General features: G+C 39.5%; 29 protein-coding genes, 2 tRNA genes and 1 rRNA gene. 3 read left to right on the plus strand and 29 right to left on the minus strand.

All coding sequences use genetic code 11. From position 1 onward, the window contains the following. Window positions 1–222 precede the first annotated feature (222 nt). The 4 genes from tatC to moaC all read right to left on the minus strand — a co-directional run bounded on the left by tatC (window position 223) and on the right by moaC (window position 2,459). Window positions 223–975 (minus strand): twin-arginine translocase subunit TatC, encoded by a 753-nt coding sequence (gene tatC, locus KI363_RS19460; RefSeq protein WP_212967371.1) that lies wholly within the window; start codon window positions 973–975, stop codon window positions 223–225. 17 nt (window positions 976–992) lie between these two features. Continuing rightward, the gene (locus KI363_RS19465) at window positions 993–1,169 is read right to left on the minus strand and encodes a twin-arginine translocase TatA/TatE family subunit (RefSeq protein ID WP_158321792.1); all 177 of its coding nucleotides are present in this window, start codon (window positions 1,167–1,169) and stop codon (window positions 993–995) included. 49 nt (window positions 1,170–1,218) lie between these two features. Next, window positions 1,219–1,899 carry a redox-sensing transcriptional repressor Rex gene (locus KI363_RS19470; RefSeq protein WP_158321793.1) on the minus strand — a complete coding sequence of 227 codons (681 nt, stop codon included), beginning with the start codon at window positions 1,897–1,899 and terminating at the stop codon, window positions 1,219–1,221. A gap of 77 nt (window positions 1,900–1,976) precedes the next feature. Continuing rightward, window positions 1,977–2,459: a cyclic pyranopterin monophosphate synthase MoaC gene (gene moaC, locus KI363_RS19475; RefSeq protein WP_212967350.1), complete on the minus strand. Its 483-nt coding sequence runs from the start codon at window positions 2,457–2,459 to the stop codon at window positions 1,977–1,979. Between the two features lie 128 nt (window positions 2,460–2,587). Here moaC and KI363_RS19480 point away from each other — a divergent pair, with 128 nt between their 5' ends. Then, window positions 2,588–4,519 (plus strand): ABC-F family ATP-binding cassette domain-containing protein, encoded by a 1,932-nt coding sequence (locus KI363_RS19480; RefSeq protein WP_212967351.1) that lies wholly within the window; start codon window positions 2,588–2,590, stop codon window positions 4,517–4,519. A gap of 279 nt (window positions 4,520–4,798) precedes the next feature. Here KI363_RS19480 and KI363_RS19485 read toward each other — a convergent pair whose 3' ends face one another. The 6 genes from KI363_RS19485 to KI363_RS19510 form a co-directional block, all read right to left on the minus strand. Continuing rightward, window positions 4,799–6,052, minus strand: a complete 1,254-nt coding sequence (locus tag KI363_RS19485) for a glycosyltransferase family A protein (protein WP_373306820.1) — start codon at window positions 6,050–6,052, stop codon at window positions 4,799–4,801. Between the two features lie 22 nt (window positions 6,053–6,074). Beyond that, a complete protein-coding gene (locus tag KI363_RS19490) occupies window positions 6,075–6,530 on the minus strand; it encodes a dTDP-4-dehydrorhamnose 3,5-epimerase family protein (RefSeq protein WP_212967373.1) in 456 nt (151 codons plus the stop codon). Then, complete coding sequence (gene rfbD / locus KI363_RS19495; protein WP_212967352.1) at window positions 6,523–7,374, minus strand: dTDP-4-dehydrorhamnose reductase; 852 nt, start codon at window positions 7,372–7,374, stop codon at window positions 6,523–6,525. The genes KI363_RS19490 and rfbD overlap by 8 nt, the downstream gene beginning before the upstream one ends. Further along, window positions 7,371–8,342 (minus strand): dTDP-glucose 4,6-dehydratase, encoded by a 972-nt coding sequence (gene rfbB / locus KI363_RS19500; RefSeq protein ID WP_212967353.1) that lies wholly within the window; start codon window positions 8,340–8,342, stop codon window positions 7,371–7,373. The genes rfbD and rfbB overlap by 4 nt, the downstream gene beginning before the upstream one ends. Next, window positions 8,339–9,076 carry a sugar phosphate nucleotidyltransferase gene (locus tag KI363_RS19505; protein WP_212967354.1) on the minus strand — a complete coding sequence of 246 codons (738 nt, stop codon included), beginning with the start codon at window positions 9,074–9,076 and terminating at the stop codon, window positions 8,339–8,341. The genes rfbB and KI363_RS19505 overlap by 4 nt, the downstream gene beginning before the upstream one ends. A 96-nt stretch (window positions 9,077–9,172) precedes the next feature. Beyond that, window positions 9,173–9,385, minus strand: coding sequence for a hypothetical protein (locus tag KI363_RS19510; RefSeq protein WP_212967355.1), 213 nt, complete (start codon window positions 9,383–9,385; stop codon window positions 9,173–9,175). 296 nt (window positions 9,386–9,681) lie between these two features. Here KI363_RS19510 and KI363_RS19515 point away from each other — a divergent pair, with 296 nt between their 5' ends. Together KI363_RS19515 and KI363_RS19520 are read left to right on the plus strand one after the other, a co-directional pair. Beyond that, entirely contained in the window at window positions 9,682–9,906 is a 225-nt protein-coding gene (locus KI363_RS19515; protein WP_212967356.1) for a CGEA protein, read from the plus strand. Continuing rightward, window positions 9,907–10,866, plus strand: coding sequence for a CgeB family protein (locus tag KI363_RS19520; RefSeq protein WP_212967357.1), 960 nt, complete (start codon window positions 9,907–9,909; stop codon window positions 10,864–10,866). 52 nt (window positions 10,867–10,918) lie between these two features. On the opposite strand, the gene pseI is transcribed toward KI363_RS19520, so the two are convergent. The 19 genes from pseI to rrf form a co-directional block, all read right to left on the minus strand. Further along, window positions 10,919–11,971 carry a pseudaminic acid synthase gene (pseI, locus tag KI363_RS19525; protein ID WP_212967358.1) on the minus strand — a complete coding sequence of 351 codons (1,053 nt, stop codon included), beginning with the start codon at window positions 11,969–11,971 and terminating at the stop codon, window positions 10,919–10,921. Beyond that, window positions 11,968–12,522, minus strand: a complete 555-nt coding sequence (gene pseH / locus KI363_RS19530) for a UDP-4-amino-4,6-dideoxy-N-acetyl-beta-L-altrosamine N-acetyltransferase (RefSeq protein ID WP_212967359.1) — start codon at window positions 12,520–12,522, stop codon at window positions 11,968–11,970. Before pseH ends, pseI begins: the two co-directional genes overlap by 4 nt. Then, a complete protein-coding gene (gene pseG, locus KI363_RS19535) occupies window positions 12,519–13,607 on the minus strand; it encodes a UDP-2,4-diacetamido-2,4,6-trideoxy-beta-L-altropyranose hydrolase (protein WP_212967360.1) in 1,089 nt (362 codons plus the stop codon). Before pseG ends, pseH begins: the two co-directional genes overlap by 4 nt. A 12-nt stretch (window positions 13,608–13,619) precedes the next feature. Further along, a complete protein-coding gene (locus KI363_RS19540) occupies window positions 13,620–14,345 on the minus strand; it encodes a cytidylyltransferase domain-containing protein (protein WP_212967361.1) in 726 nt (241 codons plus the stop codon). A 1-nt stretch (window position 14,346) separates the two neighbouring features. Continuing rightward, window positions 14,347–15,534 (minus strand): UDP-4-amino-4,6-dideoxy-N-acetyl-beta-L-altrosamine transaminase, encoded by a 1,188-nt coding sequence (gene pseC / locus KI363_RS19545; RefSeq protein ID WP_212967362.1) that lies wholly within the window; start codon window positions 15,532–15,534, stop codon window positions 14,347–14,349. After that, complete coding sequence (locus tag KI363_RS19550) at window positions 15,531–16,478, minus strand: dTDP-glucose 4,6-dehydratase (RefSeq protein ID WP_212967363.1); 948 nt, start codon at window positions 16,476–16,478, stop codon at window positions 15,531–15,533. Before KI363_RS19550 ends, pseC begins: the two co-directional genes overlap by 4 nt. A gap of 14 nt (window positions 16,479–16,492) precedes the next feature. Further along, the gene (locus KI363_RS19555) at window positions 16,493–17,497 is read right to left on the minus strand and encodes an SDR family NAD(P)-dependent oxidoreductase (RefSeq protein ID WP_212967364.1); all 1,005 of its coding nucleotides are present in this window, start codon (window positions 17,495–17,497) and stop codon (window positions 16,493–16,495) included. A gap of 8 nt (window positions 17,498–17,505) precedes the next feature. Beyond that, the gene (locus tag KI363_RS19560) at window positions 17,506–18,915 is read right to left on the minus strand and encodes a CDP-glycerol glycerophosphotransferase family protein (protein ID WP_212967365.1); all 1,410 of its coding nucleotides are present in this window, start codon (window positions 18,913–18,915) and stop codon (window positions 17,506–17,508) included. 4 nt (window positions 18,916–18,919) lie between these two features. Further along, window positions 18,920–19,687, minus strand: a complete 768-nt coding sequence (locus KI363_RS19565) for a glycosyltransferase family 2 protein (protein WP_212967366.1) — start codon at window positions 19,685–19,687, stop codon at window positions 18,920–18,922. 186 nt (window positions 19,688–19,873) lie between these two features. After that, on the minus strand, window positions 19,874–20,242 hold the full coding sequence (locus KI363_RS19570; RefSeq protein ID WP_212967367.1) for a hypothetical protein: 369 nt from the start codon (window positions 20,240–20,242) through the stop codon (window positions 19,874–19,876). Window positions 20,243–20,554: 312 nt separating this feature from the next. Further along, on the minus strand, window positions 20,555–21,109 hold the full coding sequence (locus KI363_RS19575; protein WP_212967374.1) for an ATP-binding protein: 555 nt from the start codon (window positions 21,107–21,109) through the stop codon (window positions 20,555–20,557). A 105-nt stretch (window positions 21,110–21,214) separates the two neighbouring features. Further along, window positions 21,215–21,490 carry a hypothetical protein gene (locus KI363_RS19580; RefSeq protein ID WP_212967368.1) on the minus strand — a complete coding sequence of 92 codons (276 nt, stop codon included), beginning with the start codon at window positions 21,488–21,490 and terminating at the stop codon, window positions 21,215–21,217. A 157-nt stretch (window positions 21,491–21,647) separates the two neighbouring features. Next, entirely contained in the window at window positions 21,648–22,667 is a 1,020-nt protein-coding gene (tsaD, locus tag KI363_RS19585; RefSeq protein WP_212967369.1) for a tRNA (adenosine(37)-N6)-threonylcarbamoyltransferase complex transferase subunit TsaD, read from the minus strand. A 1-nt stretch (window position 22,668) separates the two neighbouring features. Further along, window positions 22,669–23,133: a ribosomal protein S18-alanine N-acetyltransferase gene (gene rimI / locus KI363_RS19590; protein ID WP_158321798.1), complete on the minus strand. Its 465-nt coding sequence runs from the start codon at window positions 23,131–23,133 to the stop codon at window positions 22,669–22,671. Further along, window positions 23,133–23,831 carry a tRNA (adenosine(37)-N6)-threonylcarbamoyltransferase complex dimerization subunit type 1 TsaB gene (gene tsaB, locus KI363_RS19595; RefSeq protein ID WP_212967370.1) on the minus strand — a complete coding sequence of 233 codons (699 nt, stop codon included), beginning with the start codon at window positions 23,829–23,831 and terminating at the stop codon, window positions 23,133–23,135. The genes rimI and tsaB overlap by 1 nt, the downstream gene beginning before the upstream one ends. Further along, complete coding sequence (gene tsaE, locus KI363_RS19600; RefSeq protein WP_158321800.1) at window positions 23,812–24,282, minus strand: tRNA (adenosine(37)-N6)-threonylcarbamoyltransferase complex ATPase subunit type 1 TsaE; 471 nt, start codon at window positions 24,280–24,282, stop codon at window positions 23,812–23,814. Before tsaE ends, tsaB begins: the two co-directional genes overlap by 20 nt. Before the next feature lie 190 nt (window positions 24,283–24,472). Further along, a tRNA-Asp gene (locus tag KI363_RS19605) sits at window positions 24,473–24,549 on the minus strand. A gap of 24 nt (window positions 24,550–24,573) precedes the next feature. Then, window positions 24,574–24,647 (minus strand) — tRNA-Met (locus KI363_RS19610). 122 nt (window positions 24,648–24,769) lie between these two features. Beyond that, window positions 24,770–24,885, minus strand: a 5S ribosomal RNA gene (gene rrf / locus KI363_RS19615). Between the last annotated feature and the right edge of the window lie 78 nt (window positions 24,886–24,963).

Consider the following 24,963-nt stretch of genomic DNA (forward strand, 5'->3'; position numbering starts at 1 on the left):
AATCTGCGGAATTGGATTATTCATTGCAATCACCCCACGGTATTCATACCCTTACCCTTCGATAGGACGTGGGGGAATTCCTGCAAAAAAAGATTTTAGGCTTTTAAAGGGGCGCGGAATATGGGAATAAAAAAACAGGGCGGCCACATTAAAGTGTACCCTATAGATAGACTTTTTTAGTGTCTACTCTATAGGGTACATTTTACATCAGCTACCCTGTTTTTATTCTAGCTCCTGCTCCGCTCTTTGCTTGGCTTTCTGTGCTTTTCTATAACCAATCTTGGAAATCCAGACACTTATTTCATAAAGAATAAGTAAAGGTACGGTTACCATCATATGAGATAATACATCTGGCGGGGTAATAAAAGCGGCAATCACCAATAACACAAAATACGCGTATTTACGAATTTTAGACAAGTATTGCGGGGTAATAATCCCTAGTCTTGTCAGAAATAAAATCACCACAGGCAATTGAAAAAGCAGTCCAAATGGAATGGTGATTTGGAATAGAAATTGAAAATATTCATTGATCCCGATCGTGGTTTCAATGCCCATACTACCTGAAAGATTCAACATAAACCGAATCACAAACGGAAATAAGATAAAATAAGAAAAGGAAATCCCTGCCAAAAATAACAGAACGGAAGCTGGAATATAGCTTAGGGTCGCCCTTCTTTCCGTTGCCAGTAAACCCGGACTAATAAACGCCCAAAGCTGGTATAAAATCACAGGCGAAGTAAGGAGAATCCCGATCAAAAAGGTCATTTGCATATATACCTTAAAAGGATCTGTTGGTTTAAAGGCATTCATCACTAATTCTTGCACAGCACTCGCATCCTGCAGGAAACGAATCAAAGGCTGTGAAAGAAAGAAACCAATGATTGAAGCCAATACGAAGAAAGCGACGATGATCATCAGCCGTTTTCTTAATTCCTCTATATGCTCGAGAATGCTCATGTTATCATTCTGATTCATCACAATTTTTCATCCCATCAACGGTCGGCGTCTTTCTTGTCCTTGTCTTCTTCCTCCGCTAGCCCCTTTGTTGCATTTTTGAATTCACGCAACGTATTCCCTGCTGCCTTTCCAAGCTCGGGTAATTTTTTCGGGCCAAATATTAAGACTGCAACAAATGCGATGATGAGTATACTTCCCCATCCTGCACCCATTTGCGCCCACCTCCTTTTATACTACTCATTTTAGCCGATTTAGCATAAATTATCTATCCTCTGGCTCCACTTCTTGTGAAATTTCCGTGTCAGGAGTGGGATAATTTTTCAAAAAGTAAATAAGCGACTGCAATTCTACCGCAAGATCAATGTGATGAACACGAATAGATGGCGGAACCGTCAATCTTGCTGGGGTAAAATTCAAAATCCCTTTCACGGTTGTTTTGACCAGTCGATCTGTCACCTGTTGGGCAACATGAGAAGGAACGGTTAAAATGATGGCCGTCACGGCTTCCTTATTTAATTGATCTTCAAGCTCAGCTAAGTCATAAATAGGCACATTACTAATGGTTGTACCAATTTTTTCAGGATCGACCTCAAAGGCCATGGCGATTTTGGTATTATTATTTTTTAAAAAGTTATAATTCAAAAAAGCAGTACCAAGATTCCCCACCCCTACTAAAGCGACCTTTGTTAACTCGTCCTGATCTAAGGTTTTCGCAAAGAAGTTTAATAAATAGTTGACATTGTAGCCATACCCTTTTTTCCCGAGAGCGCCAAAATAGGAGAAGTCTCGGCGAATGGTGGCCGAATCTACCTTAACAGCTTCACTTAATTGCGCAGAGGAAACACGTTGCTTTCCCGATGCATGCAAATTTTTAATAAAACGATAATAAAGTGGCAAACGTTTTGCCGTTGCCTGAGGAATTTTCATCGAATCTTCGTTCATCGTTCAACCCCCTTAAACAGAGTATTTTTATTCCATCGGATGGAGCAGTTTATTTTAGTCTGAAGTCTTGTTCGACTTTATCTTCTATAATCGCGGCCTGACGTTCCGCCTGTTTTTTCAATCAGGTAGGTTTTACCTATAATCAAGCCTTTATCCACAGCTTTACACATATCATACACGGTAAGGGCGGCAACTGAGGCCGCTGTCAGTGCCTCCATCTCCACCCCTGTATGACCTTTTGTTTTCACCGTAGATTGAATATTTAAAATCCATCTATTGTCTTCCTGTAACCAGTTAAAGGAAAGGTCAATTCCTTTTAAAGGGATCGGGTGACACATCGGAATGATATCCCACGTCTTTTTAGCGGCCATAATGCCCGCCACTTGTGCAACAGCGAGGACATCCCCTTTTTTCATTTGATTATTGGTAATCTGTTCATAAAGTTGTTGACTTACTTCAATACTTGAATGGGCAATGGCTGTACGAGTAGTCTCAGGCTTTTCGCTAACATCCACCATTTTCGCTCTGCCTTCTTCATTTAAATGTGTTAATTTTTTCACGTAGCACACCTCTTATCTATCATACACTATTTTATGCAAACTGTCTTTTTCTATTTTTCCCTACTTGACTAGCAAAGATTGCCCCATCCTTGTTTAGTATTGTAAACTGTTCCTAGGAGTGAATTATGATGATGTTATTGCAATTACAACAAATTACAAAGTATTTCGGTGCGGAATGTATATTATCGGATATAAAATTAGAAGTACAATCGCGAGATCGTGTCGCGCTTGTCGGTCGCAATGGTGCTGGAAAGTCTACTCTTTTAAAAATCATTGCTGGGCAACTCTCCTATGATTCTGGACAAATTGTTCGACCAAAGGGAGTTACAATCGGCTATTTGGCACAAAACACCGGGTTAGAATCCAGTCGGGTTATTTGGGATGAGATGCTAACAGTGTTCACTGAAGTTCGAAGGATGGAAAAAGAAATTCGCCAATTAGAATTAAAGATGGCCGATCCTAGCTATTATGAGAATGCAGAACTCGCAGAAGCGATTTTCCGTGAATATGATGTTTTGCAGGAAAAATTTAAAGCGGTTGGTGGATATCAATATGAATCAGATATTCGCTCTGTTTTACACGGTATGCGCTATTATGAAGAGGATTATCAAACGAAAATCTCCACATTAAGTGGTGGACAAAAAACGAGATTAGCTTTAGCGAAACTTTTGCTGACGAAACCAGATATTTTAATTTTAGATGAGCCGACCAACCATTTGGATATTGAGACTTTATCTTGGCTAGAACAGTACTTACAAAGCTATGAAGGGGCAATTTTAATTGTATCCCATGATCGTTATTTTCTGGATAAAGTCGTAGATCAGGTGTATGAGTTATCAAGACATGAAATGATCAAATACCATGGTAATTATAGCCAATATTTGGTGAAAAAAGCGGAAATATATGAGCGTGATTTGAAACGTTTTGAAAAGCAACAAGATGAGATCGCCAAAATGCAGGATTTCATTCAGCGGAACTTAGCAAGGGCCTCCACAACAAAAAGGGCGCAAAGCCGGCGAAAGCAATTAGAAAAAATGCAGGTTATCGATCGGCCTAGCGGCGGGGAACAATCGGCTACTTTTCACTTTGATATTGAGCGACCCAGTGGCAATGATGTGATGAAAATAAAAGAAGCGGTGATTGGCTACAATGGGCAAGCTTTAGCGAAAAACATTCATTTTAACATGGAGCGTCAAGATAGTATCGCTTTAGTGGGACCGAATGGCGTCGGGAAATCCACCTTATTAAAAACGCTCATCCGAAAACTGCCTCTTCTTTCAGGACAAATTGATTATGGCACCAATGTGACGCTCGGCTATTATGACCAGGAACAAGCAGAGTTATCATCGAATAAGACGGTTCTGCAGGAATTATGGGATCATTATCCACTAAAGGAAGAAAAAGAAATTCGGACCGTACTCGGAAATTTTCTATTTAGTGGCGATGATGTACAAAAGGTTGTTTCTACTTTAAGCGGCGGGGAAAAGGCACGCCTTGCCTTGGCCATTCTCATGCTAGAAAAGGCGAATGTGCTGATTTTGGATGAGCCGACCAACCACTTGGATTTAGACAGTAAAGAAGTATTGGAAAATGCGCTTGTGGATTATCCTGGCACTTTATTATTTGTCTCCCATGATCGTTACTTCATCAATCGCATTGCCACGAAGGTAATTGAGTTATCCACAGAAGGGACCACAGAGTATTTAGGTGACTATGATTATTATGTGGATAAAAAGCAAGAAATGAAGGAATTAGCGGAATTGGCGGAAAAACAGCAACAAGAGTCCGCACCAAAGGATGTGCCAAAGAAACGTTCTTTTCAAGAAGAAAAGGAATTGAAAAAGCTTGAAAGACAAAGAAAACGAAGAATAGAAGAAATTGAACAACTAATGCATGAAAAAGAGGAAAAAGTAGCCGAGCTCGAAAACCAATTATGCCTGCCTGATGTATTTGAAGACCATGAACAAGTTCTTTCGATCAACAATGATGTGGAAAAATTAAAAAATGAGTTGGACCAGCTTTTAGAGGAATGGACTGAATTAGCTGAACTTATGGAATAGCATCCTAGCGGGTGCTATTTTTTTCATGGATTAAGGGCCTCTAGAGTAGATAGATTGGAAACGACTTGTACTAGGTAAAAATAATCCACAGAGTTATACACATAATTAACATATATATACTAGACTCCCTTAAAGTTTTCCACGTTATCCACATTTCATTTATTATTTATCCACAACAGTGGTAGGGTTGTAGTATTATAGGCATATTTCGGATATAAAGTGAAGCTTATCAACAATTTTGTCCACAAGGTAAGGATGTGAGCTGGGTATCGACCTTTATCAATATCCACCAACAATCAGAGTGCTTTTCTTATACGCTTGAATGATATTTTTAGGAATGGGAATAGGATCCTGATTCATTTTTAATCTTTCCAATACTTTTTTATCAATCGGATGTGGGGAATGATTGGTGACGAACCAGTAGTTGGTATGATTTTTGTATACCTTGTTTTCTAATAAAGGCTTTATAAAATAGGGATCGATTTCGGGTCCGAGCGGAAACTCATTTAAAATTTTTTCCTTCAATGGAATAATTTCTCGCTGTAGAAAACGATATTTTCTTAACAGAATAGGACTTGTGATTCTCCTTTTCCACCTGTGTTCCATATAAAATAGATTTCCCCTATCATCCTGATAAAGCCGAAACGGTGGCAGCTGAAGCTGATCATCAATGGGGATTCCTTCTTCATGTCGATAGAGCACTGGATCAGGAATATCCACGATTTTCCCCGGATTATAGTGATAGAAAGTAAACATTGTGGGATCGAGAAGCCGTCTTTGCCCATTATCCATTAAATATACGTACCCTTCCGTTCCTTTCACTAAAATCCCATCAGGGAGAGTGGCTGGAAGGTTACGAAACAAGGTTTGGACTGATTGCGGGGTTTTATACGTGATATCTAATACTTTAGGAATAGGGTAAAATGATTGGAAAGTATTGAGGCGTTGCCAGAAGACAGCGTCCCCCCTACACCAATGCTTTGGATCCTCATCCCAATAGCTCCCAAATTTTTCCCATACTTGTATAAGAATTTTGCGTGTGTGCATGACGGAGCAATGATCGACTTCATCAGCGGCATGGAAAAGTATTTCTTCGGCTTCTCTTGTAAATTCCTTCAAACAGCTCATTTGGTCATTCACAATTTTCACTTGTTGCGATGAATACACAATATCGATACCCGAATTTCTTTCTAAAAACGTCACCATTTCTTCAAGACGATTAGGCATATAAACCGTATCATCTGTCAGGTAGGTGAGATAGTTTCCTTTAATAAGCGGGATGGCTTCGTTAATCATCGTCGCATATCTTGTCGTTTGATAACGCTTTTCATCCTCTATCCCACTATTTCGATACATGATCCGCGGGTCCTCTAAATAACGTTGGATCGTTTGAACGGTTTCAATATTAGAGTGATCATCCATAATCCACAATTCCCATTCCTTCATCGTTTGATTTAGAACACTTTCAATCGCCTGTTCAAGTAATCGCGGTTTGTTATAACTCGTTAAAATGATGGATACTTTGGTTTCGATGAGCGATCCCCCCTTTTGTCCATTAACGATTTTCTGTTTCCCAATGAAAGCCAATTTCTGGGTCATCCCAAGGTATTCTTTTTTCATCGGGATTGTCACGATTATACGATTCGGTTGTAAAATAAATAATGGTTGCAGGTGTTTGTCCTAACACCCGATAGCCATGGGCAATTCCCTTTGGAATGAGCAGGACAATTGGGTTATCCTCTCCCATATAAAACACACTCGTTTCCCCTCTTGTACTTGAACCTTTGCGCAAATCATATAACACAACTTGCGCATGCCCTGATGGGAAAAACCATAAATCATCCTGTTTTTCATGATAATGGAATGCCTTAATCACCCCTGGGTAGCTCATGGACCATGACGCTTGCCCAAAACGGTCTAAAATATGCTCATCATCGCGCACCAATTCAGCAAAAAAGCCACGATCATCATGATGCTTCACGATTTTTTTCACAATCACACCATCAATCATATTGATCACCTCTTTCAAAAAATTCCTCTAGAGCTTCTTGCCAATACCTCATGTGGATTCCCTCTTTTTCGATCGATTCCTTGCTTAAGACGGAAAAAGCTGGCCTTTGTGCGATAACACCATACTCTTTAGTCGAGATTGGTTGTACAAGCTCTTCCTGATATCCTGCCAACTTTAAAATCGACCGAGCAAACGTAAACCAGCTGCATGCCCCATCATTAGAAATATGATAGATCCCAAATTTCTTCCCAATTAGTTGTTTAATCGCATAAGCCAAATCTTTTGTATAGGTGGGGGAACCGATTTGGTCATCCACCACGTAAAATTCCTTCCCTTTTTCGGCTAACCGAAGCATTGTTTTGACAAAATTTTTCCCGTTTTCCCCATACACCCATGAGGTGCGCACAATATAACTTTCTTTTAAAATCCGCTGAACCAAACGTTCTCCAAGTAATTTACTCGTTCCATACATGGATAAAGGATCTGGGGCATCATCGATGGTATAAGGTTGTCGTTTCTTTCCATTAAAAATAAAGTCAGTACTGATATACAGCATCGCAGCTCCTACGCTTTTTGCTGCTCTAGCCATATAATACGTTCCAAAACTATTCACTTCAAAAGCGGTTTTCCAATTCGTTTCACAATCATCTACAGCCGTATACGCCGCCGCATGGATGACCAAATCAGGTTGTAGCTCCTCCATTACTTCCTTAACGATCGTTTCATTTGTAATATCCAGTTCTTCTTTACTATATGGAAACAGTTCAAAACGAGGATCTTCTGAAAATGTTGAAACTAGGTCAGTCCCCAATTGTCCTTTCGCACCTGTGATTAAAATCTTCATTTGCACTCACGCTTACTTTCCTTGAGCCTTTCCTTATACCATTGGACCGTGCGTTTCAGTCCTTCTGCAAAATCTACTTGTGGATGCCAATTCAGTTCTCGCTTAATTTTTTCATAATTAATTGAATAGCGACGATCATGTCCTAATCGATCTTCTACAAAAGTGATTAGAGTTGGATCTGCTCCAAGATAATCAATAATCTGTTTCACGACTGCAAGATTGGTTTGTTCTTCATCTCCACCAATATTATAGACAGAGCCTATTTTTCCTTTTTCAAGAACCGCATGGATAGCGCGACAATGATCTTCCACAAATAGCCAATCGCGAATTTGTCCTCCGTCTCCGTATATCGGTATCTCTTTACCTGTTAGAGCAGATGTTATTACTGTTGGGATAAACTTTTCTACATGCTGAAAGGGACCATAATTATTGCTACAGCGTGTGATTATCACTGGTAAATTAAAGGTATGATAATAGGAGTGAACAAGTAGGTCTGCCCCTGCCTTGCTTGCGGAGTAAGGATTATTAGGTGAAAGTGGGGTCGTTTCGGTAAAGGAAGGCTCCGTCTCCTTCAAACTTCCGTATACTTCATCTGTGGAAATTTGGATCATCTTTGCGGCTTTTCCATCCCGAACAGCATCCAAGAGATGTAGCGTTCCTTTTATATTTGTATCAATAAACGGAGCTGCCGACTGTATGCTGCGATCCACGTGAGATTCGGCAGCAAAATGAATAATGGCATTATAGGTTTGATCAAAGACTTTTTCAACCTGCTTTGGATTCGTCAAATCACATTGAATGAAGCGATATTGTGGATGATCGAGAAAGGCGTATTGCATAAATGGATGGCTGGCATAGGTAAGTGCATCGACATTGGTGACGGCGTAATCCGTTTGCTCCATTAAATAATGGATAAAATTGGCGCCAATAAACCCCGCTCCTCCGGTAACAAGTAACGCTTTTTTCATGAACCTTCCCTTCTCTCTATTTGCTCATAGATAAGTTGATTAGCAAGAAAGAGAGAGTCATGAGTCCCTGCATCTACCCACCAACCTGATAAACGATCATACTGTAAAACGGACTCTTTGATATAGAGATTATTTACATCAGTAATTTCTAACTCTCCCCGATCTGATGGTGATAGTTCTTGAATATACTCGAAGACTTTTGGATCATACATATAAATGCCGGTGACGATTTCGTTGGAGATAAAGGTCTTCGGTTTTTCAATAATGGACGTAATACATCGGTCCTCCTCATTCAACTTGGCAACCCCGAATCTCTGAGGGTCTTTCACCTCTTTAATTAAGACCCTAGCGCCACTCTTCTGTTTTTGAAAGGCCTGAATAAACGGAACCAATGAATCTTCGAAAATATTATCTCCTAACAGCAAAATAAACTTATCCCCATTCACAAAGTCCTCGGCATGCGCCAGCCCGCCAGAAATTCCTGACGCTGTTGGTTGGATTTCATAATGCAAGCAAACACCTAATTCAGCCCCATCCTCTAATAGTTTTTGAAAGGAATCGATATACTCTTCGTGAGTAATAAGTAGAATTTCGTGGATCCCCGCTTCTTTCAATTTCATGATCGACCAACAAATCATCGGATAGGGACCAACCGGTAAAAGGTGCTTATTCGTGATCTTTGTCATCGGCTGTAACCGAGAACCTGTTCCACCTGCCAAAATAACTCCTTTCATAGTAAACACATTCTTTCTATATAAGATCGATTTCACTTACGTCATAGGTTGACAAAACTCCAAAGTTAGGAGTTTTCGTCAACCTATGACATCATCCTAAAATATCCCGACACTTAACACTAATCCAATTGGCACGTACATGGTTCCATCTGTGTCAGGGTCTTCAAACGCAACCACATCTATTCCTACATTGTTAATCACTAGATTACGAAACGTCTCGCCACCAACTAGACGAACGACAGGAATAGGTTGACCAGACTCCGAAATATCAATTAATTGTTGTCGAAATGTGGATCTAAAAACACCCATAAAAAATCCTCCCTTCTCATTCGTTATTACTGTATTAATTACAAAAAAAATAGTGTAGTCAACTGTTTACTCTATAAAAAAATGAGATATTGACTTATACCTTCTGTCTACATATATATCAAACGCTATAGTAAAAATGTGGATTTTTGTTATTTTTAGGGTGTTGTCTTAACGACTGAACCTTTTTGACATAAAGTATCATGAGGCAATTTTAAAAGGGCTTTGTATCTGGATAGTAACACTATTTTCTAGTTAATTAGCGAAGTCCTAAACCCATATAAGATGAGGTGAAAAAGATGAACTTTGCAGACTATATTTTCAGGCGGTTAATCCCTGGAACAATCATCACAGTGACAATGGATTCTGGTAATATTATTGGTCCCGCCATTTTCACTCATTATAATCCAGCTACTAGTATCGCCGTCTTAGAAGAAGAAGGGACGATGTCTCCTCCCACCAATATGATTATTAATATCGGTTCAAGTAAAGTAGAATCTATTATGTATGATGTATCGGAATAAATGAACATGTTATATGTTTCATCTGGATTTTCGAAGATTTATCAGTATTTAGATAGAACTATAGAGAAAGTTCTTCAGCAGTTTTGTGATAAGTGTATTCTCTTTCAACCGGAAGAATCTATTCAGCGATTACAAGCGATCTTACATGATCATGATCGACCACATTGGGCACTGATTCTACTTGGTAGCCATTTCTCAAAACAAGCAAGTGATCTATTAAGAAAACATAATGTAAAGCAAGCCGTTTGGTTAACGGAAGATCCCTACTATATGGATAAAACACTTCAAGATATTCACCTTTATGATTATGTCTTCACAATTGATTCAGGAGCGTATAAAGTCTATCGTTCAGCCGGTTTTTCACATATTTATCATTTGCCGCTAGGGACAGATCCCTCTATTTTCACGAGACAGAAGGTAGATTTCCCCTACCAAAGTGATGTGCTGCTCGTAGGATATCCCTACCCTTCTCGTATCCAATTAATAGAATTTCTTTTGCAGAATGGGACATTCTCTATTACGGTTATTGGAAAACAGTGGCATAATCACTTATCAAAGAAATTTCGGAGGCATGACCAACTCTGTATGTATGATCAATGGATGGAACCAGAGGGGGTAGCAAAGTTTTATAATGGAGCAAAAATCGTATTAAATCCTCATCGCCAGGCGAACTTTTCTAAAGGGGTTATGAATGAAACGATTAATAATCGTACACTGGATATTGCCGCCTGCGGAGCTTTTCAATTAATTGAAGATTTACCTGGATTGCGATCCTATTTTTCAGAAGAGGAAATGATTTCGTATCAATATCCGAAAGATTGCTTAGACAAGATCCACTTCTATCTGGAAAAAGAAGAAATCCGTCAACAATTTGCAGACCGCGCACAGAAGAAAGTGTGCAATGAACATACCTTTCAACATAGAATAGAAACGATGCTAGATCTAATGGAGCTGCCTTAGGGGCGGCTTTTTTTTACTTCCGAAAAGGCTGCCCGCCGGTTGGGGCAGCCTTTTACAGGAACAGATCCCAGCTAAGTGGAGTTCCTGCTGGCGCATCTTTACCAATTTTCTTCCCTAGGAGAAGATCGATGTATTTGGGGGATAAGCCTGCTCCCGGACGGATCGCTCTTAGATTGTCCTTTGTGAATCGATCGCCTGCCTTCATGTCTTTCGTAATGTAGAGGGATCTGCGAAATTGGAGTGATTTTTTCTCATTTTCTGTCGGTCCGTACTGGACCTTGCCGATCGCCTGCCACGCTCGTTTCGTTTCGATCACAAGTGTCCGAAATTCTTCAGGCTCCAGAGAAAAGGCTGCATCCACTCCCCCTTCTGAGCGTGATAATGTTAAATGCTTTTCGATCACAGTCGCTCCCAGCGCCACACTGGCAACGGCGACTCCACAGCCTAATGTATGGTCAGATAAACCAACTTCACAATTAAAAAGCTCCCTCATATGAGAAATTGTGGCAATATTTGAGTTGGTTGCTTCAGCTGGATAGGTGCTTGTGCATTTTAACAGAATTAAATCCTTGCACCCTGCCTCTCGAGCAACTTGAACGGCTTTATCCAATTCTGCAACCGAGGCCATTCCAGTCGAAATAATTAACGGCTTGCCAGTTGCGGCCACTTTCCTTATCAAGGGTAAGTCATTATTTTCAAAAGAAGCAATTTTATAACAAGGAACAGCCAGTGTTTCTAAAAAGTCGACCGCTGTTTCATCAAAAGGGGTGCTAAACGGGATCATCCCTAGCTTTTTACACCGATCAAAGATCGGTTTATGCCATTCCCATGGTGTATGGGCTTCTCCGTATAATTCATAGAGCGTTTTTCCCGCCCACATATTCTCTTTGTCATCGACAAAAAAATCCCCTGAATCTATGTTTAATGTCATCGTGTCAGGTGTGTACGTCTGTATTTTTAACCCATGAGCACCTGCCTTTGCGGCTGCTTCCACAATGGCAAGGGCACGATCTAGTGATTGGTTATGGTTGCCTGACATTTCCGCAATGATAAATGGGGGGTTCCCCCTTCCAATCTTGATTTCATTCAATACAATCTCACTCATATGATCCTTCCTTCTATTTGTTTTAAAATCTCAACTCTTCTTTCATTCCAATCCTTCCGAAATAGAGACAAGAGAATAACGTCAATCGAGCGATTGTCTTTCAGGATATGTTCTTTTAAAATTCCTTCTACTTGGAAGCCTAGTTTTTTATGATACTGAATACTCTTTGCATTGATGGATAGAACCTCGGCACAAAGCTTTTGAACAGATAACTGATGAAAAATATATTCAATGGCTAAATATCCCATAATCTTTCCGATACCTCTTGGGGCTTGCGGTTCACCAATATAAAAACCCCATTCTGCTCGCTTATTTTGTTCATCTACGCTTATTTGCACAACCCCCATGGGCTGGTCATCAAAATAAAAAACTTTCACCTGTTTCGTATGATTTTCTTGAATGCCCGCAAACCAATTCCGGTGCTGTTCGAATGTGATCTCCTCATCTTGGTACATAACAGAGCGAATAAAGGGTTGATTCCGCCAAGATAAAATTAAATCCAGATGAGAGGAGGTCAATTCTCTTAATGACGAACGATTAAGAAGGCTCATTTTAACACCTCCATAATCGCCTTTCGAACAGGATAGGAACGAATGCGGTCTTTATCCAGAAATTGAAGGGATTTTTTAGACATTTCCTGAATAATATGCGGCTGTTTGCAAAGATTTTCTAAGGCCTTTTTCAAAGTAATTTCTATTGTATTGGGATGGCTTCCTAAACAGATTGTGAGCCCTTCTTTTTCAATAATCTTCGTGAGTTCCAGCTGATTATCGGCCGTGACAACGGTTAAGGAAGGTATCCCAAGAAAAATCCGCTCCCACGTTGTTGCGCCTCCTGCCCCGATGGCAAGATCCGCCTGGTTCATTAGCTGTGCGATATAATCAATCTGACAATAATAGAGGTACTCTTCCCTTTCACGACATTTTCTTTTAATTTGGCTTTTTTGGGGATTGGAAGACCCTACAACGACATGAATATAACAATCTTGAAATGGGATCTTTTGCAGGATATCTAACGTTTTTAATGTTAAATGCCGAGGATCCGAGCCCCCGAAAAACACGAGGATGTTTTTTATATCGCCTTTTCTTATCTGAACTTTATCTGCCAGCTTGATAAATTCTTCTCTTAATAATAGATAGTCTGTCCCCAATAATTGTTTGCATCTATCTGGTACTAATCCTTTATAGCGTTCTGGATCAGCTTGAATATTTTGATCAAGTAAAAGGTCGCAATCATGGCTTCGATCTGCTAAATCATCGATTACCATTAAGCGTTTGACATGTTTTTTCATCATTCGTTCCCAGTTTACCTCTAATCCATAATGGTCGACGACAAGGAGGTCAATCGATTGCCCTCCTAATTTTTCGGACACTTCACTAACATCCCGCTGCCAATTTTCTTGATACCAGGCATATTCACTTTCATGTGTAGATAGCTTGATAGAAGTTAATTTCTCCACTTGCATATCCTGATGTTGAATATACGAGATTAAATTTCCTTTCAGTTCCCGACAAATAAAGGTAATCTGGACATGATCGGGGATGGCTTGCAATTGTTGCGCTAAAGTTATACAACGCATTACATGGCCGGTTCCGATTTGTTCAGACGCATCGACACGAAAAATAATATTCATCATTCACAACCTCATTTATTTTTGTTTGATATGGCGATTGATTTTCCGCCATTCCGGGTTCATCTGAATGAGAGTAAGCACATCCTCCATTGTGTAATCTGGTTGCTGGGGATAGAACGACTCAATGATCTTCTTTACAAGCTTAAAATCCTCCCATGTGTCTACGGTCCAGCGGTGTTCACTTTGATCTTGCCTATTTTCCACATTCAAAAGCTTAAATTGCTTAGGATGCTGGTACATATAACGCGTGACATGCTCCCGATCACTTTTTTGCTTCGCCTGTTGATGACATTTCGCTAATGCCTCATAGGAAAAGACTTCAATATCCATACCTCTTGGAAACGTCCGTTCAATCACATTGGACACATAATCATATTGATTTGGCTGCGAACAATAGGTTTGAATCATTTGATCGATCAGGTGCGGATCAATCAGTGGACAATCAGAAGTTAGCCGAATAATAATATCTGCTTGATAGCAGGAGGCCGCTGCAAAATAGCGAGCTAGCACATCTTCTTCAGACCCTCTAAACACCGGAACACCGAGTTTCTCACATAGTTTCACAATCGCCCCATCCTGATCCTTCGTTGTTGTGGCCACAACATAACTATCCAGTTCATCCGCCTTTGCAATTCTTTCTAGTTGATACTCTAATAACGGCCTATTTAGAACTTTTTTGAGCACCTTTCCCGGTAGCCGTTTCGAGCCCATTCTTGCTTGAATAATCGCTATTTTTCTCATTTTATACCCTCTTATATTTTCGAATCGTTCTATTGACTGCCGCAATCACGTCCTGCACATCTTCATTGGTCATTGCGGGATACAATGGGACCGTGATGAACTCTTCATACACTTTTTCCGCGACAGGACAAAGTCCTTGTTGAAACCCAAGTTCCTGATAATAAGGAAATAAATAAATCGGGATATAGTGAACATTTACACCTATGTTTTGTTCCATCAATTCAGTAAAAATCGTTTTCCGATCAACGCGTACTGTATTAGAATTGATGCGGAGGACGAATAAATGCCAGCTTGATTGTCCAGACTCCTGTTGGAACGGAAGGATGAGCTCCTGATGACCCTTCCATGCATCCTGATAGATGGCAGCAATTTCACGTCTTCTCGAAATAAATCTCTCCAATTTGTTTAACTGACTATTTCCAAGAGCCGCTTGAAAATCGGTGAGGCGATAATTAAATCCCAAATTTTGCATTTCATAATACCAAGGACCGTGATTGGACTTCATTTTTCCTCGATCACGGGTGATACCATGGGAGCGGAATTGGCATAGTTTCTCATAATACTTCCTATGATTGGTTGTGATCATGCCACCTTCTCCTGTTGTAATATGCTTGACAGGATGAAAGCTAAACATGGTCATATCACTAATTGAACCGATTCTTTTTCCTTTATACGTACTTCCTAATGCATGGGCCGCATCTTCAATCACTACGAGGTTATTTTCTTTGGCAATCGCCATGATTTCATCCAATGAAGCAGGCTGGCCAGTAAAATCCACCGGTATAATCGCCTTTGTCTTGCTTGTGATCTTCTTCCTTATTTCCTTTGGGTTGATATTGTATGTTCGTTCATCAATATCAGCAAAAACAGGACTTCCCCCTTGATAAAGGAGGCAATTAGCACTTGCCGCAAACGTTAAAGGGGTAGTAATAACCTCATCTCCGGGTTGAATCTCCGCTGCATAGCATGCTGCATGTAAGGCGGCTGTACCATTGGAAAAAGCAATAGCATATTTCGCCCCAACATATTCAGCGATTCTCTTTTCAAACCGCTCGATTTCCGGCCCAGTGGTTAAATAATCACTTTTTAGAACTTTGACAACAGCTTGAATATCATCTTCATCGATACTTTGTTTTCCATACGGTAATAAGGACGTACGCATGGGTTGTATTTCGGAAGAATGACTCATGATTCACCAGACCCCTTTATCCATTGGCTTGTTCGTTTGATTCCCTCTTCTAAGGAAACTTTAGGTTCCCAGTTTAATAGTTTTTTTGCCTTTTCATAGTTACAGAGCAATTTCGGGATTTCACTTTGGGGATGGATATGCTTCACATGCTGGATTTGCGCTGGGTCTTTTGCGATCAGCAAAGCTAGATCATTGATCGCAATGTCCCGACCCGTACCAGCGTTGATAATTTCACCGTTCGCTTGTTGGGAATACCCCGCTGTCACTACAAAATTAGCACAATCCTCCACATATAATAGATCCCGTGTTTGCGTACCATCTCCATAAATATTGAGGACTTTGCCATCCAAGTGATGATGGATAAAGATGGACACGACTCCCCCTTCACCACCTGTCTTTTGAAACGGACCATACGTATTAAAGGGACGAACAACAACAACAGGAAGGGTGTACGCATAGTAATAGGATAAAACCATATTTTCTGCTGCGATTTTTGCACCGGCATAAGGGGAAGCCGGTTTGAGTGGGTGTAACTCCGTAATCCCCTTTGGATCAGAAGCTTGGTCATAGACCATGCATGTACTCATAAATACGAGCTTTGTTTTGTATTTCTTACACAGTTCTAATACATGGAAGGTTCCAACTGTGTCATTCTCAAAGGTCGTTTTTGGATCATCGATACTATCCTGAACATTGATACTTGCGGCTAAGTGATAACAAATATCAAATTTTCCTTGTTTAAATAACTCCCTTAGCGTCTTCTTATCTTTAATGTCTCCCTCCGTAAAACCTTTAAAATGATCATAGTAGATAAATTCTTCTATGTTGTTTGTACTGGAATTGCTTAAATTATCGATCACCCACACGTCGTGCTGGTCTTCTAATAGTCTTTTTATCACCCATCTTCCAATGAACCCAGCCCCACCTGTCACCAAAATCTTCATACTTTCTGCCCCTTTCATATTAATTTTTCCTGTATAATAAAATTTCGAAGTTCCTCTTTGCCAAGCGGTTTTGCATTTCCAGATTGATAGTTTCCTGGTTTTGCCTTTTTCCCATTTTTATATTGGGGGGATGGCTGGAATGGAGATGGGATAACAAACATATTAGGTAATTCAATCGCATGAAGAGATTCATCATACGTCATGAGTTCTTCATATTTCTTTTCACCTGGTCTTAAGCCAATTTCTCTCAGTTTGATTTCATCTGGAGGAATATGGTATTTATTGGCAACCTCCTCTTTTACCACTTGTACAAGATCTCCTAAAGAGATGATAGGCATTTTTAAAATAAAGGTTTCTCCACCATTCGCTAATTTCATCGCTTCGATTGTTAAACTTGTGGCTTGATCTAATGTCATCATAAATCGGCTCATACTTTGATCTGTAACGGTCATTTCCCTTATTTCAAGAATTTGTTTTTTAAATAATGGAATAACCGAGCCTCTTGATCCCATCACATTCCCGAATCGAACACTGGCAAATATGGTTTTTCCAGATCCCTTCGAATATTCAGCAGATGTCATGAGCTTTTCAGCGGTTAGCTTTGTGGCTCCATAGTTGTTTGTTGGTGAAATCGCCTTATCCGTACTTGTAAAAATAACCTTTTTTACCTTTTGCGCAATAGCTGCTTTGATCACGTTGTAAGTACCGATAATATTCGTCAAAACGGCTTCAAATGGGTTGTATTCACAAAAGGATACATGCTTCATAGCTGCGGTATGAAAGACATAATCGATATCCTCCATCGCACTAACGACACGATCATAGCTCCTTACATCCCCAATTAAAAAGCGAAGTCTAACCTCTTCAGCAAACTGATTTTGCATAAGAAATTGTTTCTGTTCATCCCTACTGAAAATCCGCACCACCTGTGGCTCTTCTTTAAGGACCTTTTTCAATAAACCTTGGCCGATTGTACCCGTTCCACCGATAATCAATACTTTCTTATCATGAAAGAACATGTATTTTGTTACACCTCCTTAAAACGGATAAAATTTTTCATGAGCTTTTGAAGGGCTGAAGTTGAATCTTTTGTGGGATAGTTTTGTTGAATAAATTGATTTCTAAGTTGCCGAGCGTTTTGCTGATAAGCAGGGGAAGTCAATAGGGTTTCAATGCATTCGTACACTTGTTTTGGAGTTGTTTTTACAAGACTTCCTAAAGAGTCGTAATAAGGATAGTCTCGATTGGCAGTTGGCGATTTGATAACGACTACTGGCTTATCTAGTAACATGGCCTCTAAGCCGACAGTCGAGTTGGCAATCACGACGACATCTGAAGCTGAAATTAGGTTATATAAAGGCATCTCAGTCGTTATATATTGGACTTGGCTATATTTCCTAGCTAACCCCAAATAAGCCTCTGTTCGACCTTTGGCTTTCTCCCATGGATGTGGTTTGATGATGATTTGACTATTGGGTAGGTTCACGACTAAGTTCGCCACCTCCATAAATAGGGAGGAGCTATTCGGCTGGGTCGCCATGAGAACTGTTTTTTTATGGGGATTTAAATTTAACTTCTTTAAAACTTGCTGCCGATCTAGATCGTTTGTTGTGAAAATGGCGTCATATCGTGGATGACCTGCAATGACAATTTGTTCGTCTGGTACACCTCTGCTCTTATACCACTCCTTCTCGTAATGTCCATAGACCACATAATGTGAAGCAAAAGCAGGCAAATAAGCCTCCTCCCCAAGAATCAGTCCATGTTGTAAACAAAAACTAGGGATTCCTACTGTTTGGCCAACAATGGCTAGAATACGACTTGTTAATTCTTCCGTTGTTCCGACTAATATGACATGAATGGGGTTATTTTTTAAGATTTTAAATACCATATCGATTTTTTCAATCATGTGTGGAATATCTTTTAAGAACCTCTGTTGGAATTCTGGATTGGAAAAGACGGGATGTCGCTGTTGGGTTTTAAAAATAGCTTTTGCTTTTTGGGTGAATGTGTGCGAAATTTGGGGTTGGTTCTTGATATGGTCTAGCATACTTATAACGGGAATCGTATAGAGGTCCTTCATCCTCCACCTTGTTAAGATGAGCGAGGTTTCGGGAGAAAATTCTCGATAGTTTTCTTCTGTAAAGCGAAGGTAGTCAAAGTTCATTAATAACTTGCCCTGTTCCGGTTTAGCCCCTTGTGGTTTGCGAATAGAGTGTAGCCATTTTTCAAATCCCGGTTGTATCTCTTCTTCCTTAAAGTTTTGCAATGAAAATTGACAGAAATCATCTGATTGCATTTCCTCCTGCAATGGTTGATCTAAATAGTGATAAAAATTACTTAAAAGGGGCAACGGAATATTTTTATAAGTTAAGGTTGCAAAAGTCTTAATAAATTCTAGATTTAATAACCAATAATTTTTCAAATACACATCCACAACATCACCTCCTTCTTCTCCGTAAATCCTCTCGAAGTTCCTTGCAGTTTCGCTGCTTTGGTAGTAAGCGAGCAAACTCATCTTGCTCCTCGGAAAAAAGTTTGTAATGGATTGAGCTTGAAGTAATAAAGTTTTCATCCAACACTTCATTTATTGGATAGAAAGGCCAATCTTGATTCAATCGCCAAAAAAAGCGGGCATCTCCAATGCGATAAAATTGTGGGTCCTCATCCCAATACGATCCCCATTTCTTTTTTATGATGGGCAAAATAGACGCCCTGTGCATGATTGCACAATGATCCAATGCGCAAGGAGCGGTCCATGTAATAGATGTAGCTGGTCGTGTGATTTCTTTCGTTTTATGACCATTTAGATCTAAATACACTGTTTTAGAGCCAGAATAAACAATTTGCACATGGGGATGCCTGTCAAGATATTGTGCCATTTTTTTCAGACGATTGGGTTGATACACATTATCGTCTGTAGCATACGTAATGTATTTTCCCTTAGCCCTTTCTAAAGCTTCATTAATCAATACGGCATACCGTGTTTTCTCCACTCGTTCTTGAACATGTTGAATATCACTTTTATAAAATCGAATTCTATTATCTTGTAAAAGAGGGGCAATCACATCTTGAGTCGGCTCATCCGAATTATCATCCATTAAAAGCAATTCAAAGTCTTTCTCCGTTTGTCCAAGAATTGCTGAAATAGCCCTTCCAATATAATCGGGCTTATTGTAACTTGTCATAATAACAGATATTTTTGGCACCAGTAAACCTCCCTTCAAGCGCATATGTTTATGAGGTATCATACGTCGTGAAGATATATCAGTAAGTGCGATTATAATGGTTTCCACAAAATGGTTATACGCTAGGGGTTAGAGCTTAACATAAAGGCAATAAAAATAGACCGAACACCAAAGGGTTCAGTCCACCTATTAGTTATTTCCATTAATCTATCGTTTCCTAATAAAATAATGGCGATAGGCTAAAATGACAGATCCGATGAAAAGTATTGGGATAAGAATAAACATCATTAAAAAATGATTAAATCGAGCACTATCTAGCGGCTCTTGTAAATTTTTTAAAGTAGTGAGGCACGGAACAAATAGAAACAAAATCATTACGCAAATGGCCAGACATAGCTTTGTTTTATGATGAGGATATAGTTTAGAAACAATCAGTATGGCTAATAACATGATAATCAATATAATCCCGACAAATAATAGCGCATTTGCTGATAAGCCACCATTTACTAAAAATACAGTGCCCAATAAAATGCAGGCTGTAACAATCAACATTAAAATGTTTAAAACGTTTTTCATGACTTTTCCTCCTAGAATGGAATAATCTTAAAAGACAACGCAACTTCTATACTATAAAAACCTGGGAGTCACTCCAAATAGTCTAAATCATTATGAAATGCCTCTATTTGGGGTAAGTGAAACTTTACCATTTTATAATTATTGATTTCAATAAAATTCGCTGTATTCAACGTTGACTTTGTTCCCAAAATCGTTTGAAATGTACTTGTTGCATGCCAATTAATTATATGGCTATTTATTTCTTTGTATGCCGATCATCATTGCTTTTTATTGGCTTTTGTAATTCAAATATCAAAACGCTCTCATATATATCTACAAACACCGAGCAATATAAACAATCCTTTGAATGATCGATTGAATTTCCTCATTGTTTTTGATTACAAAAAGATAATCTGCTTCTCCCTCGATTGGGTCTGCCACATCTTCTTTTAGAGAATCAGCTTGCTGACGTTCTTCAAAATTAGCAGCACCCCTCAATATATTCGTACTACGTTGACTTTGTCTCACTCGAGCTTGCAGCACTTGATCAGGAATATCAAAATGGACGAGAATACGGATAAATTCACCTTTCGGAAACACTTCTTCTAGTAAATAGAATCGCCCTTCTTTCCCTCGATTAGAATTACTAATAATGAAGTGTAAATCAGTGTGCTCTTTGGCATAAGCGACAATTTGCCTTGTAAGAGCATATTTCAGTTTATTTGGACCTTGCTTTGGCAGTAATTTTTTATAATAGTCATGTATAAATTCAGCTTGATTATCCTGATCCATAACAAAAGAGTTATCTAACTTATTTTCTAGAGCCCTGGCAAATGTTGTTTTTCCACTATGCGTTTTACCAACCGTTATAATGGCTAATCTCTTCATCATTTTCAACTCCATTCTAAAATCTATAGGGTTATGTTATTCAACTACTAGTCTTAATAGAGTAGAAGGATAATTTCCTATTATCAGAAAATAACTGCTATGTTTTTACTTCCTTATTTTCACAAATTGAAGAATTAATAAGTTTATCCAAGTTATGACCGGAATGGCCAATATCAAAATGTAGTATCCAGAATGGCCCAATCCAAAGACCCTTGCTTCATCATCGCCCCTATAGAAAATCCATGTCGCTACAACTAAAATAATTATGTTTAAACCAAAAGCCGATAGCCCACTTAATAATTTATTGTTTTTTCTTTTTAATACTAGAATAGATCCAATGGTTGAAACCAATAAGGAAAACGAAATGATCATGTAATTCAACACTACACCTTCCGACCCTTGTGACATTCCTTCTTTAGTTTAACATTTACACTACATAAATAGCTTTCCTTTTTCTAAATAAAAATAGGAATACAAATGCAAGATGATTTGTATCCCCTAGATGAAGCATTATTTAACATTTTATAAACTTTTTCAATCAAAAATTCTCAATATCCAATCCTGGATAAGCGTTCATATCCATTTTCCCGCGGTTTCCTTGTTCAAATAATACGGAACCGGCGGCTGCAATCATCGCAGCATTGTCTGTGCAGAGGTTTAACGGAGGAATAATCAGTTCGATTTCCGCTAGTGTCTGAAAAGCCTCCTGCAATGCCGTTCGCAAGCCTTGGTTGGCCGCGACTCCACCCGCTAACAACACTTGTTGAACATCATATTCCTTTGCGGCACGTAAAGTCTTCTCCGTCAGAACTTCTACTACACTTGCTTGGAAACTAGCTGCTAGATCTTCACTGGCAATGACATCACCACGCTGTTCCGCATTATGCAGCGTATTAATGACAGCCGATTTTAAACCACTAAAACTAAAATCATATGATCCTTCCTCAAGCCATGCCCTTGGCAGATCAATAACAGGATTCCCCTGCTGAGCCAGACGATCAATATGTGGACCACCGGGATAAGGAAGTTTTAATGTTCTAGCTACCTTATCATAAGCCTCGCCTGCCGCATCATCTAATGTCTCACCGATTACCTTAAAGGCACCGTGTTTCTCCATATAGACCAATTCAGTATGTCCCCCAGATACAACCAAAGCAATTAATGGGAACTTTAATTCCGTGATTAAGCGATTAGCGTAAATATGACCGGCAATATGGTGGACAGGAATGAGCGGAATATGATGCGCAAAAGCTAAGGCTTTCGCCGCATTCACTCCAACAAGCAAAGCTCCCACTAACCCAGGACCTTCTGTCACCGCAATTCCATCAATATCCGCTAACGTCACCTTCGCTTCCCTTAAAGCTTCCTCTATTACAATCGTGATTTGCTCAACATGATGTCTGGAAGCAAGTTCTGGTACAACACCGCCAAAACGTTTATGACTTTCAATTTGCGAGGCCACGACATTGGATAGAATTTCTTTTCCATTTTTTATAACAGCTGCAGCTGTTTCATCACAGCTTGTTTCAATCCCTAAAATTAACAACTCTTTATCCATTTTATAAATTCACCCACATCACTAATGCGTCTTCTTGATTATCTGTATAATATCTTTTGCGAATTCCGCCTTCTTGAAAACCCAACTTTTTATAAAGTGATTTTGCTGGAAGATTGCTTACCCTCACTTCAAGCGTCATTGTTTTTGCTCCAGCTTCCTTAGCCGTTGCCATCATTTTTTCTAATAAGGTTTGCCCTAACTTTCTCCCTCTATATTCTGGAAGTAAAGCAATATTGGTAATATGGGCTTCGTCTATGACAATCCAAACACCACAATACCCTGCAACCTTTCCTTGATATTCTAATAAAAGATAAAGGGCAAAACGATTGGTTAGGATATCTTGATAAAAAGCTTCTGCCGGCCAGGGCACAGTAAAGGCACGATTCTCAATCTCTACAATTTGTTCCACATCAGCTTCTGTTGCTATGCGATATGTGATTGCCTCGCGATCTTGACAAGATTCCATTAGTTCCTACGCTCCTGTTTTTCTAACCATTTGGCCTCCGCTTCCACAAGTCGTGCATAATTAGGAGTAAAAGAATGAAGAGGCACTTCCTCCGAAGTTAAGCCAAGTTTCCCCAATTCCCCTGGACGAGGATTTTGTTCAGTCATTCCTGCAAAATATGCCTGATCATGCAAAATAGTTGTGAGAAGCTCTCGATGAATAGAAATATCATTACCAATAAATAAAATCGGCTTTTTTATTGTTTGCAGTTGTTCAGCCCATTCTTTCGCCAATATATTTCGATCATCCAAAACAGTCAATAATTTTCCGTTCTGATATTCATATAATCCGGTATAAATCAAACCACGTCTCGCATCAAACAGGGGACAGATATAACCATCAAAATAATGAGCAGATGCTGCAAGAGTCGCTAGGCTAGAAACACCAACTAAAGGAATTTGCAAAGCCCAAGCTAATGTTTTCGCTACCGTGACTCCAATTCGTACTCCAGTATAAGAGCCCGGCCCCTGGGCCACGACAATTTTATCTAAATCGTTCGCTTCAGTTTCACAATCGCTCAATAGCTTTTCAATCGCTGGCATTACTCGCACACTGTGATTTTTCTTCATGTTGGTGATATATTCACCAACAACCTCATCTTCATTTAACAAGGCAATTCCTAAAACTTCATTTGATGTATCAATGGCTAAAATTCTCATTCCGTAACTCCTCACATAATGCTTCATACCTTTTTCCATTCGGTTGAAAGACAATCCTTCTTTCCGTCTGACCCTCATGATATAAATATACCGTAAGATTTTCTGTTGGCAACTGTTCCTTTATTAAATGGGCCCATTCTACAACAGAAACACCTTGATTGTAAAAGTATTCCTCTAATCCTAAATCTTCAAGTGAATCTTCCACTCGATATACATCCATATGATATAAAGGGACTCTCCCTTGATATTCTTTTATAATGGTAAATGTCGGACTGTTCACGGTTCGTTGGATATCCAACCCACTAGCTAACCCTTTTGTGAAAGCCGTTTTTCCTGCCCCGAGATCCCCTTCAAGTAATATGACATCGTTGGGGCCAAGCCGCTCTCCTAACCTTTTCGCTATTAAATAAGTATCTTCTGGTCGATTGGATCTTATTTCAAAATTGGCCATTCGTCATTCCCCTTTTAAATCATTCATTACAAGTTTACCCGAAAAAAAAAGAATGAGCAAAAAAGCTTTCTCATTCTCTAATAATCCTAATGATTAATTTTCAGTTTTCAATAAATCCAGAAAAGATGCCCTATTTAAATTCCATTTTTTATACAACAAAAAAACGAACATATTTGTTCGCTTGCAATAGTGGCGGTCCGGACGGGACTCGAACCCGCGACCTCCTGCGTGACAGGCAGGCATTCTAACCAACTGAACTACCGGACCTAACATTCATTATGTATAAAATGATTGCGGGGGCAGGATTTGAACCTGCGACCTTCGGGTTATGAGCCCGACGAGCTACCAGACTGCTCCACCCCGCGACGATAAAAAATAAAAGCTACAATATTTAAGATTCTACATCATTATCAACAGTAAAACAAACTTCAAACATAAAATACAATACTTTATATGAAAGCACGATCTTGGACCGTGCTTTCCAAGCGCCTGGCAACGTCCTACTCTCACAAGGGGAAGCCCCTTATTACCATCGGCGCTGAAGAGCTTAACTACCGTGTTCGGGATGGGAACGGGTGTGACCTCTTCGCGATTGCCACCAGACTATAAGCTTACACAGGATGTGTAAGGATTGTAGAGAGTTTATTCTCTCAAAACCAGATAAAGAAGAAGACAAACGAG

Origin of the sequence: Lederbergia ruris, from assembly GCF_018332955.1 — a bacterium.
Lineage (GTDB): Bacteria > Bacillota > Bacilli > Bacillales > Bacillaceae_C > Lederbergia > Lederbergia ruris.

What these genes read in the sequence shown, in the direction of transcription:
- tatC (WP_212967371.1), bottom strand. Translation starts at nt 975, where the DNA reads ATGAATCAGAATGATAACATGAGCATTCTCGAGCATATAGAGGAATTA.
- KI363_RS19490 (WP_212967373.1), bottom strand. Translation starts at nt 6,530, where the DNA reads ATGATTGATGGTGTGATTGTGAAAAAAATCGTGAAGCATCATGATGAT.
- tsaB (WP_212967370.1), bottom strand. Translation starts at nt 23,831, where the DNA reads ATGAGAATTTTAGCCATTGATACATCAAATGAAGTTTTAGGAATTGCC.
- KI363_RS19505 (WP_212967354.1), bottom strand. Translation starts at nt 9,076, where the DNA reads ATGAAAGGAGTTATTTTGGCAGGTGGAACAGGTTCTCGGTTACAGCCG.
- tsaE (WP_158321800.1), bottom strand. Translation starts at nt 24,282, where the DNA reads ATGGCCAATTTTGAAATAAGATCCAATCGACCAGAAGATACTTATTTA.
- KI363_RS19470 (WP_158321793.1), bottom strand. Translation starts at nt 1,899, where the DNA reads ATGAACGAAGATTCGATGAAAATTCCTCAGGCAACGGCAAAACGTTTG.
- rfbD (WP_212967352.1), bottom strand. Translation starts at nt 7,374, where the DNA reads ATGAAGATTTTAATCACAGGTGCGAAAGGACAATTGGGGACTGACCTA.
- rfbB (WP_212967353.1), bottom strand. Translation starts at nt 8,342, where the DNA reads ATGAAAAAAGCGTTACTTGTTACCGGAGGAGCGGGGTTTATTGGCGCC.
- KI363_RS19480 (WP_212967351.1), top strand. Translation starts at nt 2,588, where the DNA reads ATGATGTTATTGCAATTACAACAAATTACAAAGTATTTCGGTGCGGAA.
- rimI (WP_158321798.1), bottom strand. Translation starts at nt 23,133, where the DNA reads ATGGAATCTTGTCAAGATCGCGAGGCAATCACATATCGCATAGCAACA.
- KI363_RS19575 (WP_212967374.1), bottom strand. Translation starts at nt 21,109, where the DNA reads ATGAAGAGATTAGCCATTATAACGGTTGGTAAAACGCATAGTGGAAAA.
- KI363_RS19555 (WP_212967364.1), bottom strand. Translation starts at nt 17,497, where the DNA reads ATGTTCTTTCATGATAAGAAAGTATTGATTATCGGTGGAACGGGTACA.
- pseC (WP_212967362.1), bottom strand. Translation starts at nt 15,534, where the DNA reads ATGAGTCATTCTTCCGAAATACAACCCATGCGTACGTCCTTATTACCG.
- KI363_RS19520 (WP_212967357.1), top strand. Translation starts at nt 9,907, where the DNA reads ATGAACATGTTATATGTTTCATCTGGATTTTCGAAGATTTATCAGTAT.
- KI363_RS19550 (WP_212967363.1), bottom strand. Translation starts at nt 16,478, where the DNA reads ATGAAGATTTTGGTGACAGGTGGGGCTGGGTTCATTGGAAGATGGGTG.
- KI363_RS19465 (WP_158321792.1), bottom strand. Translation starts at nt 1,169, where the DNA reads ATGGGTGCAGGATGGGGAAGTATACTCATCATCGCATTTGTTGCAGTC.
- KI363_RS19540 (WP_212967361.1), bottom strand. Translation starts at nt 14,345, where the DNA reads ATGAGAAAAATAGCGATTATTCAAGCAAGAATGGGCTCGAAACGGCTA.
- pseH (WP_212967359.1), bottom strand. Translation starts at nt 12,522, where the DNA reads ATGAGCCTTCTTAATCGTTCGTCATTAAGAGAATTGACCTCCTCTCAT.
- pseI (WP_212967358.1), bottom strand. Translation starts at nt 11,971, where the DNA reads ATGAGTGAGATTGTATTGAATGAAATCAAGATTGGAAGGGGGAACCCC.
- KI363_RS19515 (WP_212967356.1), top strand. Translation starts at nt 9,682, where the DNA reads ATGAACTTTGCAGACTATATTTTCAGGCGGTTAATCCCTGGAACAATC.
- pseG (WP_212967360.1), bottom strand. Translation starts at nt 13,607, where the DNA reads ATGATGAATATTATTTTTCGTGTCGATGCGTCTGAACAAATCGGAACC.
- KI363_RS19510 (WP_212967355.1), bottom strand. Translation starts at nt 9,385, where the DNA reads ATGGGTGTTTTTAGATCCACATTTCGACAACAATTAATTGATATTTCG.
- tsaD (WP_212967369.1), bottom strand. Translation starts at nt 22,667, where the DNA reads ATGGATAAAGAGTTGTTAATTTTAGGGATTGAAACAAGCTGTGATGAA.
- KI363_RS19570 (WP_212967367.1), bottom strand. Translation starts at nt 20,242, where the DNA reads ATGAAAAACGTTTTAAACATTTTAATGTTGATTGTTACAGCCTGCATT.